Source organism: Shewanella sp. 10N.286.52.E4, from assembly GCF_041468785.1.
Taxonomy (GTDB): Bacteria; Pseudomonadota; Gammaproteobacteria; order Enterobacterales; family Shewanellaceae; genus Shewanella; species Shewanella electrodiphila.
On record NZ_JBFRJJ010000006.1, the window covers coordinates 71,304 to 88,003 of the forward strand.

Annotated in this window: 13 protein-coding genes; 8 read left to right on the forward strand and 5 right to left on the reverse strand. The window is 40.6% G+C overall.

Annotated elements, in window-relative coordinates; translation table 11 throughout:
• The first annotated feature begins 31 nt into the window (after nucleotides 1-31).
• The 6 genes from sucA to AB4153_RS03355 all read left to right on the forward strand — a co-directional run bounded on the left by sucA (nucleotide 32) and on the right by AB4153_RS03355 (nucleotide 7,975).
• On the forward strand, nucleotides 32-2,854 hold the full coding sequence (sucA, locus tag AB4153_RS03330; RefSeq protein WP_102528514.1) for a 2-oxoglutarate dehydrogenase E1 component: 2,823 nt from the start codon (nucleotides 32-34) through the stop codon (nucleotides 2,852-2,854).
• Between the two features lie 27 nt (nucleotides 2,855-2,881).
• A complete protein-coding gene (gene odhB / locus AB4153_RS03335) occupies nucleotides 2,882-4,069 on the forward strand; it encodes a 2-oxoglutarate dehydrogenase complex dihydrolipoyllysine-residue succinyltransferase (protein WP_303514114.1) in 1,188 nt (395 codons plus the stop codon).
• A gap of 78 nt (nucleotides 4,070-4,147) precedes the next feature.
• A complete protein-coding gene (sucC, locus tag AB4153_RS03340) occupies nucleotides 4,148-5,314 on the forward strand; it encodes an ADP-forming succinate--CoA ligase subunit beta (protein ID WP_102528512.1) in 1,167 nt (388 codons plus the stop codon).
• Nucleotides 5,314-6,186 (forward strand): succinate--CoA ligase subunit alpha, encoded by an 873-nt coding sequence (gene sucD, locus AB4153_RS03345; RefSeq protein WP_303514118.1) that lies wholly within the window; start codon nucleotides 5,314-5,316, stop codon nucleotides 6,184-6,186. The genes sucC and sucD overlap by 1 nt, the downstream gene beginning before the upstream one ends.
• A 258-nt stretch (nucleotides 6,187-6,444) precedes the next feature.
• Nucleotides 6,445-6,945 carry a GNAT family N-acetyltransferase gene (locus AB4153_RS03350; RefSeq protein ID WP_303514480.1) on the forward strand — a complete coding sequence of 167 codons (501 nt, stop codon included), beginning with the start codon at nucleotides 6,445-6,447 and terminating at the stop codon, nucleotides 6,943-6,945.
• Nucleotides 6,946-7,108: 163 nt separating this feature from the next.
• A complete protein-coding gene (locus AB4153_RS03355) occupies nucleotides 7,109-7,975 on the forward strand; it encodes a putative porin (RefSeq protein ID WP_303514121.1) in 867 nt (288 codons plus the stop codon).
• Nucleotides 7,976-8,053: 78 nt separating this feature from the next.
• On the opposite strand, the gene fur is transcribed toward AB4153_RS03355, so the two are convergent.
• Complete coding sequence (gene fur / locus AB4153_RS03360) at nucleotides 8,054-8,485, reverse strand: ferric iron uptake transcriptional regulator (RefSeq protein WP_102528510.1); 432 nt, start codon at nucleotides 8,483-8,485, stop codon at nucleotides 8,054-8,056.
• A gap of 330 nt (nucleotides 8,486-8,815) precedes the next feature.
• Here fur and cobB point away from each other — a divergent pair, with 330 nt between their 5' ends.
• Together cobB and AB4153_RS03370 are read left to right on the forward strand one after the other, a co-directional pair.
• Nucleotides 8,816-9,574: a Sir2 family NAD+-dependent deacetylase gene (cobB, locus tag AB4153_RS03365; protein ID WP_303514126.1), complete on the forward strand. Its 759-nt coding sequence runs from the start codon at nucleotides 8,816-8,818 to the stop codon at nucleotides 9,572-9,574.
• A gap of 74 nt (nucleotides 9,575-9,648) precedes the next feature.
• Nucleotides 9,649-10,110: an AAA family ATPase gene (locus tag AB4153_RS03370; protein WP_303514129.1), complete on the forward strand. Its 462-nt coding sequence runs from the start codon at nucleotides 9,649-9,651 to the stop codon at nucleotides 10,108-10,110.
• A gap of 124 nt (nucleotides 10,111-10,234) precedes the next feature.
• On the opposite strand, the gene AB4153_RS03375 is transcribed toward AB4153_RS03370, so the two are convergent.
• From AB4153_RS03375 to AB4153_RS03390, 4 genes are all read right to left on the reverse strand, one after another.
• Entirely contained in the window at nucleotides 10,235-12,295 is a 2,061-nt protein-coding gene (locus AB4153_RS03375; protein WP_371996372.1) for a bifunctional 2',3'-cyclic-nucleotide 2'-phosphodiesterase/3'-nucleotidase, read from the reverse strand.
• Nucleotides 12,296-12,640: 345 nt separating this feature from the next.
• A complete protein-coding gene (locus AB4153_RS03380; protein WP_371996374.1) occupies nucleotides 12,641-14,824 on the reverse strand; it encodes a M3 family metallopeptidase in 2,184 nt (727 codons plus the stop codon).
• A 263-nt stretch (nucleotides 14,825-15,087) separates the two neighbouring features.
• Entirely contained in the window at nucleotides 15,088-15,483 is a 396-nt protein-coding gene (locus AB4153_RS03385) for a phosphate ABC transporter substrate-binding protein (RefSeq protein ID WP_371996376.1), read from the reverse strand.
• An 11-nt stretch (nucleotides 15,484-15,494) separates the two neighbouring features.
• On the reverse strand, nucleotides 15,495-16,694 hold the full coding sequence (locus AB4153_RS03390) for a hypothetical protein (RefSeq protein WP_371996377.1): 1,200 nt from the start codon (nucleotides 16,692-16,694) through the stop codon (nucleotides 15,495-15,497).
• Nucleotides 16,695-16,700 lie beyond the last annotated feature (6 nt).

Here is a 16,700-nt window from a genome sequence, read left to right on the forward strand (position 1 = left end):
AGCACGTGTATCAAGTTTGTAAGGAAAAGTAATGCACCAAGGCATCATGAAAGCTTGGCTCGAATCGTCACATTTGAGTGGCTCAAATTCGACTTACGTAGAAGAGATGTACGAAGCCTATCAAGAAGATCCAAGTTCAGTTTCTGCTGATTGGCAAGTCGTTTTTGATAATCTCCCTGCGGTAAACGGTACTTCTCAAGATATACCTGAAGCTGCACACTCTAAAGTACGTGATTATTTCCGCAGTTTAGCATTAGAAAGTCGTGCCAAAGGCGCCAGCCGTGTAACCGACCCTGAATTAGATGCTAAGCAAGTTAAAGTTCTCCAACTTATTAATGCTCACCGTTTCCGTGGACATCAAAATGCTAACCTAGATCCATTAGGTTTATGGCAGCGTGAAGCAGTACAGGAATTAAACCCTGCATTTCACGGTCTTGATGCTGAAGACATGCTACGTGAATTCAATACGGGTTCATTTGCATACGGCAGTGACACATTAAAATTAGCAGACATTGTTCATGCCCTTAAGAGCACATATTGTGGTTCTATCGGTGCTGAATACATGCACATTACCGATACGGATGAAAAGCGTTGGATTCAACAACGTCTTGAACCATCTTTAGGTAAAGCAAATTATGACAACTCCACTAAGAAACGTATCTTAGAAGGCCTAAACGCTGCTGAAGGTATGGAAAAATATCTTGGCGCGAAATTCCCAGGCGCAAAACGTTTCTCACTTGAAGGTGGTGATGCTTTAGTCCCAATGATGCGTGAGATTTTATATCGCGCAGGTGAAGCGGGCACCAAAGAAATCGTCGTAGGTATGGCTCACCGTGGTCGTCTAAACGTGTTAGTAAACGTTTTAGGTAAGCGTCCTGCTGAGTTATTTGACGAATTCGCAGGTAAGCATGATGAAATTCAAGGTTCAGGTGATGTTAAATATCACCAAGGTTTCTCATCAGATTTTGAAACGCCAGGTGGCAATGTTCATTTAGCGTTAGCGTTTAACCCTTCACATCTTGAAATCGTTAACCCAGTGGTTATTGGTTCAGTTCGTGCTCGACAAGATCGTCGCGGCTGTACAGACGGTTTACAAGTGATGCCAATCACCATTCATGGTGACTCGGCAATTACAGGTCAAGGTATCGTTCAAGAGACATTCAACATGTCTCAAGCTCGTGGCTTTAAAGTTGGCGGTAGTATTCGTATCGTTATCAACAACCAAGTTGGTTTCACAACTTCAAACCATGAAGATGTACGTTCAACTGAATACTGTACCGACATTGCGAAGATGGTTCAGGCACCTATTTTCCACGTTAATGCTGACGACCCAGAGGCTGTCGCCTTTATTTCGCAGTTAGCTGTTGATTACCGTAACGAATTCAAACGTGATGTGGTGATTGATTTAGTTTGTTATCGCCGTCATGGTCATAACGAAGCTGATGAGCCGAGTGCGACACAGCCGTTGATGTACGCAAAAATCAAAAAACATCCTACGCCACGTAAAATTTATGCGGATCGCTTAATCGAAGAAAGCAGTATTTCTGCTGATGACGTGACAGGCCTAGTCAACACTTACCGTGACTCGTTAGATGCGGGTGATTGTGTGGTTAAAGAATGGCGCCCAATGACACTGCATACAGTGGACTGGACGCCTTATTTAAACCGTGAGTGGGATGAAAGCTATCAAGCATCGATGAAACTTGAGCGTTTAAATAATTTAGCGCAGAAAATTGTCGATATCCCTGAAAGCCATAAGCTTCAGTCGCGTGTTGCCAAGATTTATAAAGACCGTGTCTCAATGGCGAATGGTGAAAAACCATTGGATTGGGGTTTTGCTGAAACCTTAGCTTATGCGTCTATCTTAGAAGATAACAAACGTGTTCGTATCACTGGTCAAGACTCAGGTCGCGGTACTTTCTTCCATCGTCATGCTGTATTGCATAATCAAAACGACGGTACGACTTATTTGCCATTACGTAATGTGGCTGATGAGCAAGGTGAGATTGATATTATTGACTCAGTATTATCAGAAGCATCAGTATTAGCATTCGAATACGGTTACGCAACTGCAGAACCTGGCGGATTGACCATCTGGGAAGCGCAGTTTGGTGACTTCGTTAACTGTGCTCAAGTGGTAATCGACCAATTCTTATCATCAGGTGAACAGAAGTGGGGCCGTTTATGTGGTCTAACTATGCTGCTACCTCATGGTTATGAAGGCCAAGGCCCAGAGCATTCATCTGCTCGTCTAGAACGTTTCCTACAACTATGTGCTAACCATAATATGCAGGTGTGTGTTCCTTCAACACCGGCTCAGGTTTATCACATGTTGCGTCGTCAAGTTGTACGTCCTATGCGTCGTCCTCTTGTGGTGATGTCACCTAAATCATTACTGCGTCATCCGTTAGCTGTGTCATCACTTGATGAACTTGCAAATGGTGGTTTCCAGAGTGTAATTGGTGAACTTGATGCATTAGACGCGAGCAAGGTTGATCGCGTTGTCTTCTGTAGCGGTAAAGTTTATTTCGAGTTGCTCGACAAACGTCGTAAACAAGAAATCGAAAATGTTGCTATTTTACGTGTGGAACAACTGTACCCGTTCCCACAAGAAGAAATGCAAGCAGCACTTGCTGAATATCAGCATGTTAAAGATTTTGTATGGTGTCAGGAAGAACCGCAAAACCAGGGTGCTTGGTATTGTAGCCAACATCATTTCTGGGCAGCGATTCCTGCAGGCGCACAATTAACTTACGCTGGTCGTGAAGCATCTGCTGCACCAGCTTGTGGTTATCCGGCTCTGCATGCTCGCCAGCAAGAAGAATTAATCAATAGCGCATTAAAACTGTCGTAATAAAATTTATAAAAAGGAAAGCTTTCCATGAGTATCGAAATTAAGGTACCCGTTTTGCCAGAATCAGTTGCTGATGCGACTATCGCGACATGGCATGTGCAACCTGGAGAACAGGTTTCTCGTGACCAGAATCTAGTTGATATTGAAACTGATAAAGTGGTTCTAGAAGTTGTTGCGCCAGAAGATGGTTCTCTAAGTGAAATACTATTCCCAGACGGTGAAACCGTTCTTGGTGAACAAGTTATTGCTAACTTTGTTGCTGGTGCAGTTTCAGGCCAAGAAGTAACGAAAGCTGAAGCAGAAGCTGCTGCTCCTGCTGCAGAATCTGACGAGTCAAATGATGCACTAAGCCCTTCAGTACGCCGTCTAATTGCAGAGCATAATATTGATGCAAGCAAGTTAAAAGGCAGCGGTGTTGGTGGACGTATCACTAAAGAAGATGTTGAAGCATTCGTTAAGTCAGCGCCTGCTGCTAAACCTGCAGCAGCGCCTGCGCCTGTTGCACCTTTAGAAGGTCGCAGCCAGAAACGTGTTCCTATGACGCGTTTACGTAAGACGATTGCTAATCGCTTACTTGAAGCTAAAAACTCAACGGCAATGTTAACGACGTTCAACGAAGTCAACATGCAACCAATCATGGACATCCGTAAGCAGTATCAAGAAATCTTTGAAAAGCGTCACGGTATCCGTTTAGGTTTCATGTCTTTCTACGTGAAAGCGGTAACTGAAGCGCTTAAGCGTTTCCCTGAAGTTAACGCGTCAATTGACGGTGATGAAATTGTTTATCACAACTACTTCGACGTCAGTATTGCGGTATCAACACCACGTGGTCTGGTTACCCCAGTATTACGTGATACAGATACAATGAGCCTTGCTGAAATCGAAAAGAATGTTCGCGAATTAGCCCTTAAAGGCCGTGATGGTAAATTATCAGTTGAAGATATGACTGGTGGTAATTTCACAGTGACTAACGGTGGCGTATTCGGTTCATTGATGTCTACTCCGATTTTAAACCTTCCACAAAGCGCAATCTTAGGCATGCATGCTATCAAAGATCGCCCAATGGCTGTGAATGGTGAGGTTGTTATTCAACCTATGATGTACCTAGCATTATCTTACGACCATCGTATTGTTGATGGCCGTGAGTCAGTTGGATTCTTGGTTGCTATTAAAGACTTCCTTGAAGACCCAACACGTCTATTGCTTGACCTGTAAGAGTCAACTAGACAGTACCCTCGTAGCTGGCTCATAAGAGCCAGTAGGATTTTTTAAGAAGTATATGGATAGATCATCATGAATTTGCATGAGTATCAGGCAAAATCCTTATTTGCCGAATATGGTTTACCAGTTTCAGAAGGCTTCGCTTGCGATACAGCCCAAGAAGCGGTAGAAGCTGCTGGTCACATTGGCGGTAATATGTGGGTTGTTAAGTGTCAAGTACACGCAGGCGGCCGTGGTAAAGCAGGTGGCGTTAAAGTTACCGGCGATAAAGAAGAAATCAGAGCATTTGCTGAAAACTGGTTAGGTAAGAACTTAGTGACTTACCAAACTGACGAAAAAGGCCAGCCGGTTGCTAAAATTTTAGTTGAAAGCTGTACTGATATCGCAAACGAATTATACCTTGGTGCAGTTGTTGACCGTGCAACACGTCGTGTTGTATTTATGGCATCAACTGAAGGTGGCGTTGAGATTGAAACTGTTGCTGAAGAAACTCCTGAGTTGATTCACAAAGCAATCATCGATCCATTAGCAGGTCCACAGCCTTACCAAGCACGTGATCTTGGCTTCAAGTTAGGTTTAAACCCAACTCAAATGAAGCAGTTCACTAAAGTGTTCATGGGTCTTGCTAAGATGTTCGAAGACCATGATTTCGCTTTACTTGAAATCAATCCACTTGTTATCACTGACGAAGGTAATATCCATTGTCTAGATGGCAAGATTGGTATCGATGGTAATGCTTTATTCCGTCAACCTAAAATCCGTGAATTCCACGATCCATCACAAGATGATGCTCGTGAAGCACATGCAGCTAAGTTTGAACTTAACTACGTTGCACTAGACGGAAATGTTGGTTGTATGGTTAACGGTGCAGGCCTAGCAATGGGTACTATGGACATCGTAAACTTACACGGTGGCAAGCCAGCTAACTTCCTAGACGTAGGCGGTGGAGCAACGAAAGAACGTGTTGCTGAAGCATTTAAAATCATTCTTTCTGATTCAAATGTTAAAGCCGTTCTTGTTAACATCTTTGGTGGTATCGTTCGTTGTGACATGATCGCAGAAGGTATTATCGGCGCTGTTAAAGAAGTTGGCGTTGAAGTACCAGTTGTTGTTCGTCTTGAAGGTACTAACGCTGAATTAGGTCGTGAAGTGCTTGCAGGTTCTGATCTTGATATCATCGCAGCTGTATCATTAACTGATGCTGCTGAGAAAGTTGTTGCTGCTGCGGAGGGCAAATAATGTCCGTATTAATTAACAAAGATACTAAAGTTATCTGTCAAGGTTTCACTGGCGGCCAAGGTACTTTCCACTCTGAGCAAGCAATTGCTTACGGTACTAAAATGGTTGGCGGTGTTTCTCCAGGTAAAGGCGGTCAAGTTCATTTAGGCCTTCCTGTCTTTAACACTGTTAAAGATGCGGTTGCTGAAACAGGCGCTACTGCTTCTGTTATCTATGTACCAGCTCCTTTCTGTAAAGATGCTATCTTTGAAGCAATCGACGGTGGCATTGAGCTAATCGTTTGTATTACTGAAGGCATCCCTACGTTAGATATGCTTCAAGTTAAAGTTAAGCTTGAAGAAACTGGCGTTCGCATGATCGGTCCTAACTGTCCAGGTGTTATCACTCCGGGTGAATGTAAGATTGGTATTATGCCTGGTCACATCCACAAGCCTGGTAAAGTGGGTATTGTTTCTCGTTCTGGTACATTAACGTACGAAGCGGTTAAGCAAACTACTGACGAAGGTTTCGGCCAATCTACTTGTGTAGGTATCGGTGGTGACCCAATTCCTGGTACTAACTTCATCGACGTATTGGAAATGTTCCAAAACGATCCACAAACTGAAGCAATCGTAATGATTGGTGAAATTGGTGGTACTGCTGAAGAAGAAGCTGCTGATTACATCAAAGCTAACGTAACTAAGCCTGTTGTATCTTACATTGCTGGTGTTACTGCACCAGAAGGTAAGCGTATGGGCCATGCCGGCGCAATTATCGCTGGCGGTAAAGGTACTGCTGAAGATAAGTTTGCTGCATTAGAAGCTGCTGGCGTAAGCACAGTTCGCTCTTTAGCTGACATTGGTAAAGCTTTACGTACTAAAACTGGCTGGTAATTCAAGCTAGAAATAACTGTTTACTAATAACAGTTAATTGATTAAAAGGCGCCTTGGGGCGCCTTTTTTGTTGCCTATAGATTAGCATTAAACAATATTCGTTTGATTCAATCTAGCCTAGGTATTCCCGATATGTTTTAATCAAAGTAATGTAAGCATTATCATTTGTAAGTCTCTATTTATATATCGATTTTTATAGATTAAGCTCATTGATTAAGGATTATCATGACACAAATTACACAGCCAAAATTAGCTGAGATTATTACTGAAACCGACCGATTAATATTACGACCATTCAATGAAGGCGATTTTGAATCAATTTATTTAATGAATAGTATTCCTGAAGTACTGACTTACATTCCACAAGATCCGTTAACTGATATCAGTCAAGCAGAAGAGGTATACCACAATATCATTATGTCGGCATATCAAGAACATGGCTTTGGGCGCTGGGCAGTACACCACAAACAAGATGATAAAGTGATTGGTTTTTGTGGGCCTAAATATATTCCAGAGTATGACAAGGTCGAGCTTGGCTATCGATATTTCCCTGAGTATTGGGGTAAAGGGATTGGCTTTGAAGCCGCAGAAGCGACGGTTAAGACTTTAAAGCCGCAATATAATATCGATCTTGTTATAGCGTTGATTTTACATGGCAATAATGGCTCTGAAGCGATTGCTAAAAAGTTAGGCATGCATATTCATGAAGAAAATGAATATCAAGGCGCCAAAGTGCATGTGTATCAAAAGTTATTATAAGTTAGTCACTTTAATGATTGAATTGATGATTAAATTTTGATTAAATTAGGTTTCTCTAAGGAAAGAGTCATTCGTAATTTTACGATGTCCAAATGGATTCATAGCTAAATGGATTTATAGCTAAACCAACGACTCTTTCTTGTTTTCAATACAAGGAATGAAAATGCAACGAAGAAACCTTCAATTAGCTGTTTTAGTCGGCTTAACTTCTATATCGTCTTCAGTTTTAGCAAATGACAGTTACCAGCATGATGCTAGTGTAACTTACTATGATAATACCGAAAGTGATGCTAGTGGCTCGTTTGGTGTTGATTATCGTTATTACTTTGATCCAGTTTCACAAACTAATAAACCTTATCTTTTAAGAGGTTTCTTAAGTCAAACGTCTAATATCGGTGCATTTTATAATGGTATAAATGATGATGTTGATATCTATCGCATCAATGGAGAGTATGTCTTTGACTCTAAATGGTTTGTGAAGGCTAGTTATCAAAAATTTAAATTAGATCCTAGTTACGATAGCGACAATTATTCAGTTGGAGTTGGTTATTACTTTAACCGTTCTAGCTCTGTCTTCTTTGACTATTCAAACACATCTGGAGGATATGACTTTAGTGATGGAACTAGCATTCAAAAATCTGATACTGATCAAGATAATTTCACTTTAGGAGCTAATAGTTACATTACCTTTGGCTGGACTAAAGGTATTTTGTTGGCTGGTCAATACACTTATTCAGATTATACAATTAAGTCTGAATTTTCTTTTCCTGATTATCAATCTAAAACAACTAATACAGATAGTAGTTCTCAACTTGAACTCGCAGCAGACTGGTATATTACCGACTCTTGGTCTGTTGGGACTTCTTATTCTTACGATTTCGATAACAGTGATAATGATAACTGGGATATTTCGTCGGAATATTACTTACCCATTTCAAATGGAATCGCAGCTGTTTTTGGTATTCAAACAAACTTAGACTCAGATATAGATGGTATGGGTTATCGTATTGGAGTGAATGGCCGTTTCTAAGGTGTTTTCATTCATGTAAAACAAAAAAACCAGCAAATTTGCTGGTTTTTTTATGACTATAATCAGTTCTACGAAAGGTTATTCGTCTGCGTGATCACATTCATCATTAGTGCAGTGACCATATAAATATAAGCTATGGTGAGTCAGCTTAATATTATGACGCATGGCTATTTCATCCTGACGGCGCTCGATAACATCGTCTGAAAATTCAATTACCTTATCACAGGTTAAACACACTAAGTGATCATGATGTTTTTGAGTCGACATTTCAAATACTGCTTTACCACTTTCAAAGTGGTGACGGTTTAGAATGCCAGCGTCGTCAAATTGGTTTAATACACGGTAGACAGTGGCTAAGCCAATTTCTTCGCCAATATCGAGTAACTTTTTGTATAAATCTTCAGCACTGATATGTTGGTTTTCAGGGGCTTGCATCAATTCTAGAATTTTGACTCGTGGCAGGGTAATTTTTAATCCTGCTTTTTTGAGTGCTTGATTTCCATCTGTCATTGCTAATCTCTTGATTGCAGAACCTTAGCGGTTCTTCCGTGGATAGTTGAGATCATTATATGTGGTGTAATACCAAACTGGAACCTTTCATCGAAGTTAATCGGTATATAACTATGAATTTTCTTCCATCTTTTGCTCAAAACGAACAGTTAAGTTAATAAATGGACAATAGTCTTACTTATACTAAGGGATTATTGAGTGTATTGCGTATTTATATCAGTATAAGCGTTAACGTCATTCAGATCGTATTTCAAAGCTAAAGACGAAACCTGTTGCTTGATGATATGGTATTCGCATCTGGCTTCGTATAATAAAAATAAGGAAATCAATATGTATCAGCAGATTGTGGTCTTAACTGGCGCAGGTATTTCAGCTGAGTCTGGTATTAAGACCTTTCGTGACCAAGATGGTCTGTGGGAACAACACCATATTGAAGATGTAGCAACACCAGAAGGGTATGCTCGTGATATTGACCTTGTCGAAAGGTTTTACAATAGCCGCTGGGAGAATCTTCACAGTGGTGAAGTTAAACCTAATCCTGCACACGATGCTTTAGCCAAATTAGAAGCGGAATTCCCAGGTAAGTTACTGGTGATAACTCAAAATGTCGATGACTTACATGAGCGTTCTGGCTCGAAACGTTTACTGCATATGCATGGGGAATTGTCTAAAGGACGCTGTCCTCAATCACTGCAGACTTTTGTGTTACGTGAACCTTTTAGTGAAGATAACTGCTGTACCTGTTGTATTCCGGCTAAACGCTTACGACCGCATATTGTCTGGTTTGGTGAAATGCCTTTTGGCATGGATAGGATCCACGATGCTTTAGATACCTGTGATTTGTTTATTGCTATTGGTACCTCTGGCACGGTTTATCCTGCTGCTGGGTTTGTTGATAGTGCTAATCACCATGGTGCGCAAACAGTTGAAGTCAATTTAGTCGAAGCAGACAGGCATAGCCAGTTTCAATATCATTTAACCGGTAAAGCGGGTGATATTGTGCCGCAGTTGGTTGATACTATTTTAGCGGGCGAGACAGTCGGTAATCAGTCTTTTAATCAGCAACTAGCCAGTGTTTTGTCTGCTTGATAACAGTACTAGCTGAGCCTTGTTTTTAACGAACTAGCCCTTAATTCTGCTAACAATTTACAACGAGAAACGATATGAGTGACCAACAAGGCAAACTGGCAATTATCATGCGTGGCTTGCCAGGAAGCGGTAAGTCTTATTGGGTGAATACTTACCTTAAAGGATTGGGTCTTGAGCAAGCTAGTCATATTAAGCAGTACGGTTATTTCTCAACCGATAGTTTTTTTGTAAAAGAGGGGCATTACAAATTTAACCCTAAGCTTCTAAGTCAGTATCATCAAGCAAATTTAACCGCATTTATAAATGCGATGGCGAATAATGAACCCACAGTGATCTGTGACAATACCAATGTGGCTAAATGGGAGTTCATGGCTTACGAAGCTGCTGCTAAGTCGTTAGGCTATCAGGTAAGGGTGATGTTGATTGGGAGCCCAAAGGATGCTCAACATCAACAATTATGTGCCCAAAGGAATAGTCACAAAGTGCCACTAAATCATATAAAAACCATGGCTAGATTGTTTGAGTTGGATGATTAACTGTTCTAACTGACTAGAATGTTAATTAAAAAAGGCGCCTAAGGCGCCTTTTTACTGTCTATTTACTGTTTTTCATCAACAACTCAATGAATTGCGTATTATTAGACCTGATGTGAATATTGAATTACTGCTGTAAGTCAATATTGTAAATTGCAAAGCCAAACTCATCGGTTAAGTCTGTTCGTTTTGTCATTGGTCGAACTTGATAATCTTCAACAAATTTGTCAGCCGTTTCACTGTCTTGGGTCTCAAAACGAATATCAAGTTTAGTAGGCGTATCAATGGTGACAAAGTCCCAATTGTTGTCGGCACTTGGGTCGACTTCACCATTAGCTTCAGACTCTTCCGAAATATATTGAGCTAAAGCCTCACGGTTTGTATCCGGTAATTCCATAACTACAAATTCAGCACCTGTACCTGCGAATTTACCACCAAATGCACGGTAGTTGTTCGATGCAATGATAAACTCTTTGCTTGCTAATTCATCACCTGTGAAAACAACCCCGTCAGCATCGGTATAACTTAAGTCTACAATACGGTTAGCATCAGCATTCACTACAACACAGTCACCATCAAACTTAGTTGGTTGGGTCACATCAATTTTATAGCTCACTCCGTCAATAACATCGTAGTTATACGTTCTATGAGTATCCCAGTTAATTAAGCTTTGAGCTTCGGTAGAGTTGGGATTAATTTGGTTGAATTGATTAGCACTACATTCAAGCCAATCTTTTACTTCTGCCCCAGTCACTTTCACTGCAACCATTGTATTTGGGTACAAATATAGATCCGCTGCATTTTTATAGGTCAAATCGCCTGCAGGAATTTGCACATAGCTATCAGCATCTGAAGTTGTGCTGTGACGACCACCAGCCTTAAATGGAGCAGAAGCTGAAAGTACTGGAATGTTTTTAAGTGCATCTATTTTTGAAGCAGCTTCTGCTACTGCGTCAATCTGCGCATTAGATACGATTTGAACTGTTGGATCATCTTGTACTAGAGATAAAAAGCTATACATATCTGTAGAAGACTTGCCAATAGGTGCATTAACATATTCAAGCGTGGCTGTATGTTCAAGCTCAACCATCGCATGGATATTTGCGTCAGGCTCAACCGAGAACTCTTCAGTAGTATCAGTTGCTTTTATAAAGATAGGGCGTGCTTTAGACAAGCTATTCGTAACTGCCCATGCACCGTCTTCTTGTACTAAGGTCAAGTCCACAACGCCTAAGTTGTCACCCCAACGGCCTGGCATAACGGCTGCTACACCATTAATTGTACCTGTTTCAATGTCGACATTGGCGACATCGGCGAATTGAGAACTTGGAAATACCGAGTGACTGTGGCCGAACATGATAGCGTCGATGCCATCAACCGTTGTTAAAGCCCAAGTTGCATTTTCTGCACTCATATCACTTGGATTTTCAGATGAACCGATACCTGAATGAGGGATCGCTACAATAACATCAGCGCCTTCAGCTTTCATTTGAGGCACATAACGTTCAGCTGATTCAACAATGCCTCGTGCAACGACTTTGCCATCAAGGTTTTGTTTGTCCCAAATTTTAATTTGTGGAGGAACAAAACCGATATAACCGATTTTTATGGTGTGTTCATCGCCATTATTATCAACGACTAGTTGCTCTTTAATGATGTAAGGCTCAAATAATGGTTCACCGGCTTTAACTTCTCTGAAGCAATCGTCAACTTCACAATAGACATTGGCACTAATATAAGGAAAATTTGATTCAGCAGTAGCCTGATCTAAAAAGTCCAATCCATAGTTAAATTCATGATTACCTATGTTACCGACTTCATAATTAAGCGTATTCATTGCTTTGTAAGCTGGGTGAGTATCAGTTAGCTGGTTGGTTGATTTGAACTCATGAGCAATATAATCACCCATAGGGCTGCCTTGAAGTAAATCACCATTATCTACTAATACGCTATTGGTAACTTCTTCACGGGCTTCGTGAATTAATGCTGCGGTACGAGCTAAACCAATGGTTTTATCAGTTTGGCCACTATAGTAATTGTAATCCATGATATTCGCGTGAATATCACTGGTTTCCATAATACGTAAATCAACTTCTACAGTTTTGACACTGTTATCATCTGATGAGCTACAACCACTGATCCCAAGAGCACCCGCTATAACGACTGCTAAAACTTTTTTATTTAACATATGACTCTCTCTTTTTCCTGACCCCGGAGCTTGTTTTTTTGTGCTCCATTATTGTTGTGAATAAAGCAGAACTACCTTCACTGCATTAAACGTCATGAATTATATACAAAGTGAATTACAGTGTTGCGACAAAAGAACAATTAATTAAAAAAAAGTAATTCATTTGCTTTTAATGTTAATAATTGGTTTTTTATTCTGGAATTAGCTCCCGTTTGGTTATTCTAGCTTCAGGAGGGGCTAAATTAGTGACTGTTCGGAAAGGTGTTTTGTATTTGTTGGACTATAAAACGACTTTTGCGGCTTAAATAAAAAAGGCGCCGAAGCGCCTTTAAATTCAGCTCGTGTTTACTTGTCTTCTAAAAGACCACGGCTTCTTAGCAGTGGCTCGATACCCGCATCTTTACCACGGAATTGACGGTACAGATCCATAGGGTCGGCGCTACCACCTTGAGATAAAATATTGTCTCTAAATGCTTGCGCAGTGGCTGGGTCAAATATGCCATTTTCTTTGAATGCTTCAAATGCATCAGCACCTAAGATATCAGACCACAAGTAGCTGTAATAACCCGCAGAATAACCACCCGCAAAAATATGCGAGAAATAAGTACTGCGATAACGAGGGGCGATTTCTTTAATTAAGCCCATGTTAGCAAGTGACTCAGCTTCAAATTTAGCGGCATCATGCACTGTGTTTTCATTGAGTGTATGCCAGTCTAAATCTAATTTGGTTGCCGCCATGTACTCAACCGTGGCAAAGCCTTGGTTAAATTTACTTGCTGCTTGAATTTTTTCTACCAACTCTTGTGGAATCACTTCGCCAGTTTTGTAGTGCTTAGCGAACTGAGCTAATACTTCAGGCTGCGTCATCCAGTTTTCCATCACTTGTGATGGGAACTCAACATAATCGCGTGGTACAGCCGTACCCGCTTGTGAAGAATATTCTACGTCAGACAAAATACCGTGAAGGGCATGACCAAATTCATGGAATAGGGTACTAGCTTCGTCGAATGTAAGTAATGAAGGCTCATCACCAGTTGGTTGTGGGTAGTTTAAAACGTTAACAATAATAGGCTTAGAATCAATGCCATTCATATTGTATTGCTTACGGTATGAATTCATCCATGCGCCGCCACGTTTACTGTCACGAACGTAATAATCCCCCATAAATACTGCTAAGAAAGAACCATCTTTGTCGTAGACTTCCCATGTTCTAACATCTGGGTGATATTTAGGCAGATCAGTACGTTCTTTTACTGTGATACCGAATAAACGGTTAGCAGTATAGAATACGCCATCTAAGGTCGCTTCTAACGAAAAGTAAGGCCGTGTTTGTTGTTCATTAAAGCTGTATTTAGCGACACGAATTTGGTCAGAGTAATACCACCAATCCCATGCTTCAAGCTTAAAGTCACCACCTTGGCTATCAATTAATGCTTGCATGTCTTTCACTTCAGCATTGGCTTGCGCCAGTGCTGCTGGCCATACTTTATCAAGCAGACCATACACGTTTTCAGGTGTTTTTGCTGTGCGCTCTTCAAGCACAAAGTGAGCATGGGTTTTGTAACCCATTAATGCTGCTTTTTCAGCGCGAAGCGCTGCAATTTTAGCTAAGCCTTTTTTGTTATCATTAGCGTTATCATTATTAGCTCTTTCAATGTAACCCTTAAAAATAGCTTCACGTAAATCACGGTTTTCAGCGTAAGTTAAAAATGGCGTAATAGAAGGGCGCTGTGTAGTAAATACCCATTTGCCATCATGGCCACGTTTTGTCGCTGTGGCCGCTGCAGTATCAATCACATCTTGTGGCAAGCCAGCTAAACCAGCTTCATTGTCGATAACTAATTCAAAGGCATTAGTTTCAGCTAATAAATTATCGCCAAACTCAAGGTTTAGTTTTCCAATTTGTTCATTAAGCGCACGTAAGATGTCTTTATCTTCAGCTGATAAGTTTGCACCGCCGCGAGTAAAGCGCTTGTAGGTATCTTCTAATAATTTAGCTTTAGCAGTGTTGAGGTTTAATGCATCTTTTTGTAGATAAACTGCCTTTACACGCTTGAACAAGTCGTCATTAAGTGAAATGTCATCTCTTGCAGATGACAACATCGGTGACACTTGTTTTGAAATTTCTTGAATCGCAGGATTAGTGTGCGCACCTGTTAGGTTGTAGAACACACTGGCAACTTTAGTTAGCAACGCTCCTGAAAATTCCATCGCTTCGATAGTGTTTTCAAAAGTTGGAGCTTCTGGGTTGGCAACAATTGCGGCTATTTCAGCTTGTTGGGCTGCAATACCCGCCTTGAATCCTGGTAAATAATGTTCATCTTTAATTTTATCGAAATCAGGGATTTCCATAAACGTGCCATAAGGCTTAAAGAAAGGGTTATTGGCATTTTGCTCAATAATATTGTTTGCAATAACGTTAGGTGCTTGAGTTGTTGTGGTCGTTTGAGCGTTATCGTTCGCACATGCACTTAACATTAACGTCAGTGCCATGGCTGAAACAAGCGGCTTGAGGGTTAATCCCTTCATATTTTATTCCCTGTTTGCATAAGAATGGTTTAAAAATGAGCTTTTGAGCGATTTTTTGGCTTTAAGCTTCTATATTTTCATTTTGAGCTTTTTATATATCATTTTTAGAGGGGTATTTGTGATTATTTTACTGATTTAAAGTCAAAAACTTGTTTTAGTTTGTAACAAAAAATAAAGGGACCTGATTTGTCATCAGATCCCTTTAAGCTATTTCAATGGAAGGGGGAAGAATTGAAATAGCTTATAAAGCTATAGCCTTAACATTAAGGCTTTAAAATCACTTTAACACTTGCATCTACATCAGCTTCATCGATGTAACCAATTGCATTTGGATTCGAAGCAACAGCTGATTTCATCGCCGCAGCGTTTGAAACAGTGGCAGGTGGATTACCTTTACCAGTAAATACCTGTTTTGACCAAAACGCTTTAAGTTGAGAGTCTGACTTGCCGGTAACGCTGCTATGAAATTCAGAGCGAGTTGCGTTACCTTCATCAAGTTCGTAAACAACAGCAGATTTTGAACCTTTACCTAAGAAAAGTTTTTTAGCATCAGATGCTGAAATATCTGCAGCACCTGGTGCACCGATAACAACAACCGCAGCTTGCGCAGACATCATTGAACAAACGCTAAGCGCTAAAATAGATAATACTTTTTTCATTTTATCGCTCCTTAAAATACAACATCAAATTGAACAGTATAAACAGTGGTGTCATCAAACTCTTGAGCAATATTGCTATCTAATCCACCCGATGTATCGCCAAAATCAGTAGAATATGTGACATCAAATTTTACGGCCAAATTGTCAAGTGCATCCCAACGCAGGCCCGCACTGTAAGAAGTACGTTCACCATTAAATATCGCTGCGTGAATAGCTGAAGTTTCATCGATCACTTTACGTGTATCATTATCTTGGGTTTCATAAAAAGCGGCTGTCACATAAGGTGTGAAAGCATTGATACGGTAGCCCAGTGTTAAGTAACCAGAATCCGAATCTGGGTATATGCCATCAACTTCGATGCGAGTCCACTCAGCAATCGCTAGGAATGAACCATTGTCATAACTAGCACCAACACCAGCGAATGTCGCATCCTCGTTGTTCATTTCTAAAAGTGTCACTGTGACATCTACATCAGCACCTGGTGCTAATTCTTGTTTCACTTGTCGAGTAACATCGCCATCGAGTGTTGCTTGACCGTATACTGCACGTAATGTCCATGTTTCATCGGTCCAGTTGACGTTAGCACCTAGGATATTTTTAATATCAATACCCGAATCTTCAGATTGGCCACCAAATGCTTGGAAAGTTAGTGTTGAATCATCAAATTCGACATCGTAGCTTACATCACCACCAGTGTAAGAAGTGAAAGGAACTGCATCATATACTTCTGAAGGCGGACGTACGAAAGGTTGAGCGTAACCTACATCTAAATAATCAGAATACATAAATAATGGAACACGTAATTTACCAGCACGAGCTTGAAGGCCACTATCAAAACGATGAGATACGTATGCCCATTCAGCTTCTACATCCCAGTCATTCTCGCCTCTCATCATTAACTGCATGACTGCTTGAGTTTGATCTGTAATAGCAAACGTACCTTGTAAACCAAATTTACTGCCATCATCAAAATTAGCTGAAGTTGTTGCACCAGCATAGCCCGCATTGTTATCTGATGTAATGTAAGCACCTGTCATAAAGCCATTGAAACTAAAACGCTCAGTCAAACTCGCTGTTTGGCTAGCTTGTAATGATTGAACTTGCTGTTCAAGCTTGGCAATTTTTTCATCATTGGTTTCTTCTGCAACTACGTATGCAGGCAGCATAGCGACTGAAATAGCTAAAGGTAGCGCTTTCAAATTGAATTTCATGGTGTA

Bases quoted from the DNA above. Each gene is read 5' to 3' on its own strand.
- sucA (WP_102528514.1), top strand. From the start codon at position 32: ATGCACCAAGGCATCATGAAAGCTTGGCTCGAATCGTCACATTTGAGT.
- odhB (WP_303514114.1), top strand. From the start codon at position 2,882: ATGAGTATCGAAATTAAGGTACCCGTTTTGCCAGAATCAGTTGCTGAT.
- sucC (WP_102528512.1), top strand. From the start codon at position 4,148: ATGAATTTGCATGAGTATCAGGCAAAATCCTTATTTGCCGAATATGGT.
- sucD (WP_303514118.1), top strand. From the start codon at position 5,314: ATGTCCGTATTAATTAACAAAGATACTAAAGTTATCTGTCAAGGTTTC.
- AB4153_RS03355 (WP_303514121.1), top strand. From the start codon at position 7,109: ATGCAACGAAGAAACCTTCAATTAGCTGTTTTAGTCGGCTTAACTTCT.
- fur (WP_102528510.1), bottom strand. From the start codon at position 8,485: ATGACAGATGGAAATCAAGCACTCAAAAAAGCAGGATTAAAAATTACC.
- cobB (WP_303514126.1), top strand. From the start codon at position 8,816: ATGTATCAGCAGATTGTGGTCTTAACTGGCGCAGGTATTTCAGCTGAG.
- AB4153_RS03370 (WP_303514129.1), top strand. From the start codon at position 9,649: ATGAGTGACCAACAAGGCAAACTGGCAATTATCATGCGTGGCTTGCCA.
- AB4153_RS03375 (WP_371996372.1), bottom strand. From the start codon at position 12,295: ATGTTAAATAAAAAAGTTTTAGCAGTCGTTATAGCGGGTGCTCTTGGG.
- AB4153_RS03380 (WP_371996374.1), bottom strand. From the start codon at position 14,824: ATGAAGGGATTAACCCTCAAGCCGCTTGTTTCAGCCATGGCACTGACG.
- AB4153_RS03385 (WP_371996376.1), bottom strand. From the start codon at position 15,483: ATGAAAAAAGTATTATCTATTTTAGCGCTTAGCGTTTGTTCAATGATG.
- AB4153_RS03390 (WP_371996377.1), bottom strand. From the start codon at position 16,694: ATGAAATTCAATTTGAAAGCGCTACCTTTAGCTATTTCAGTCGCTATG.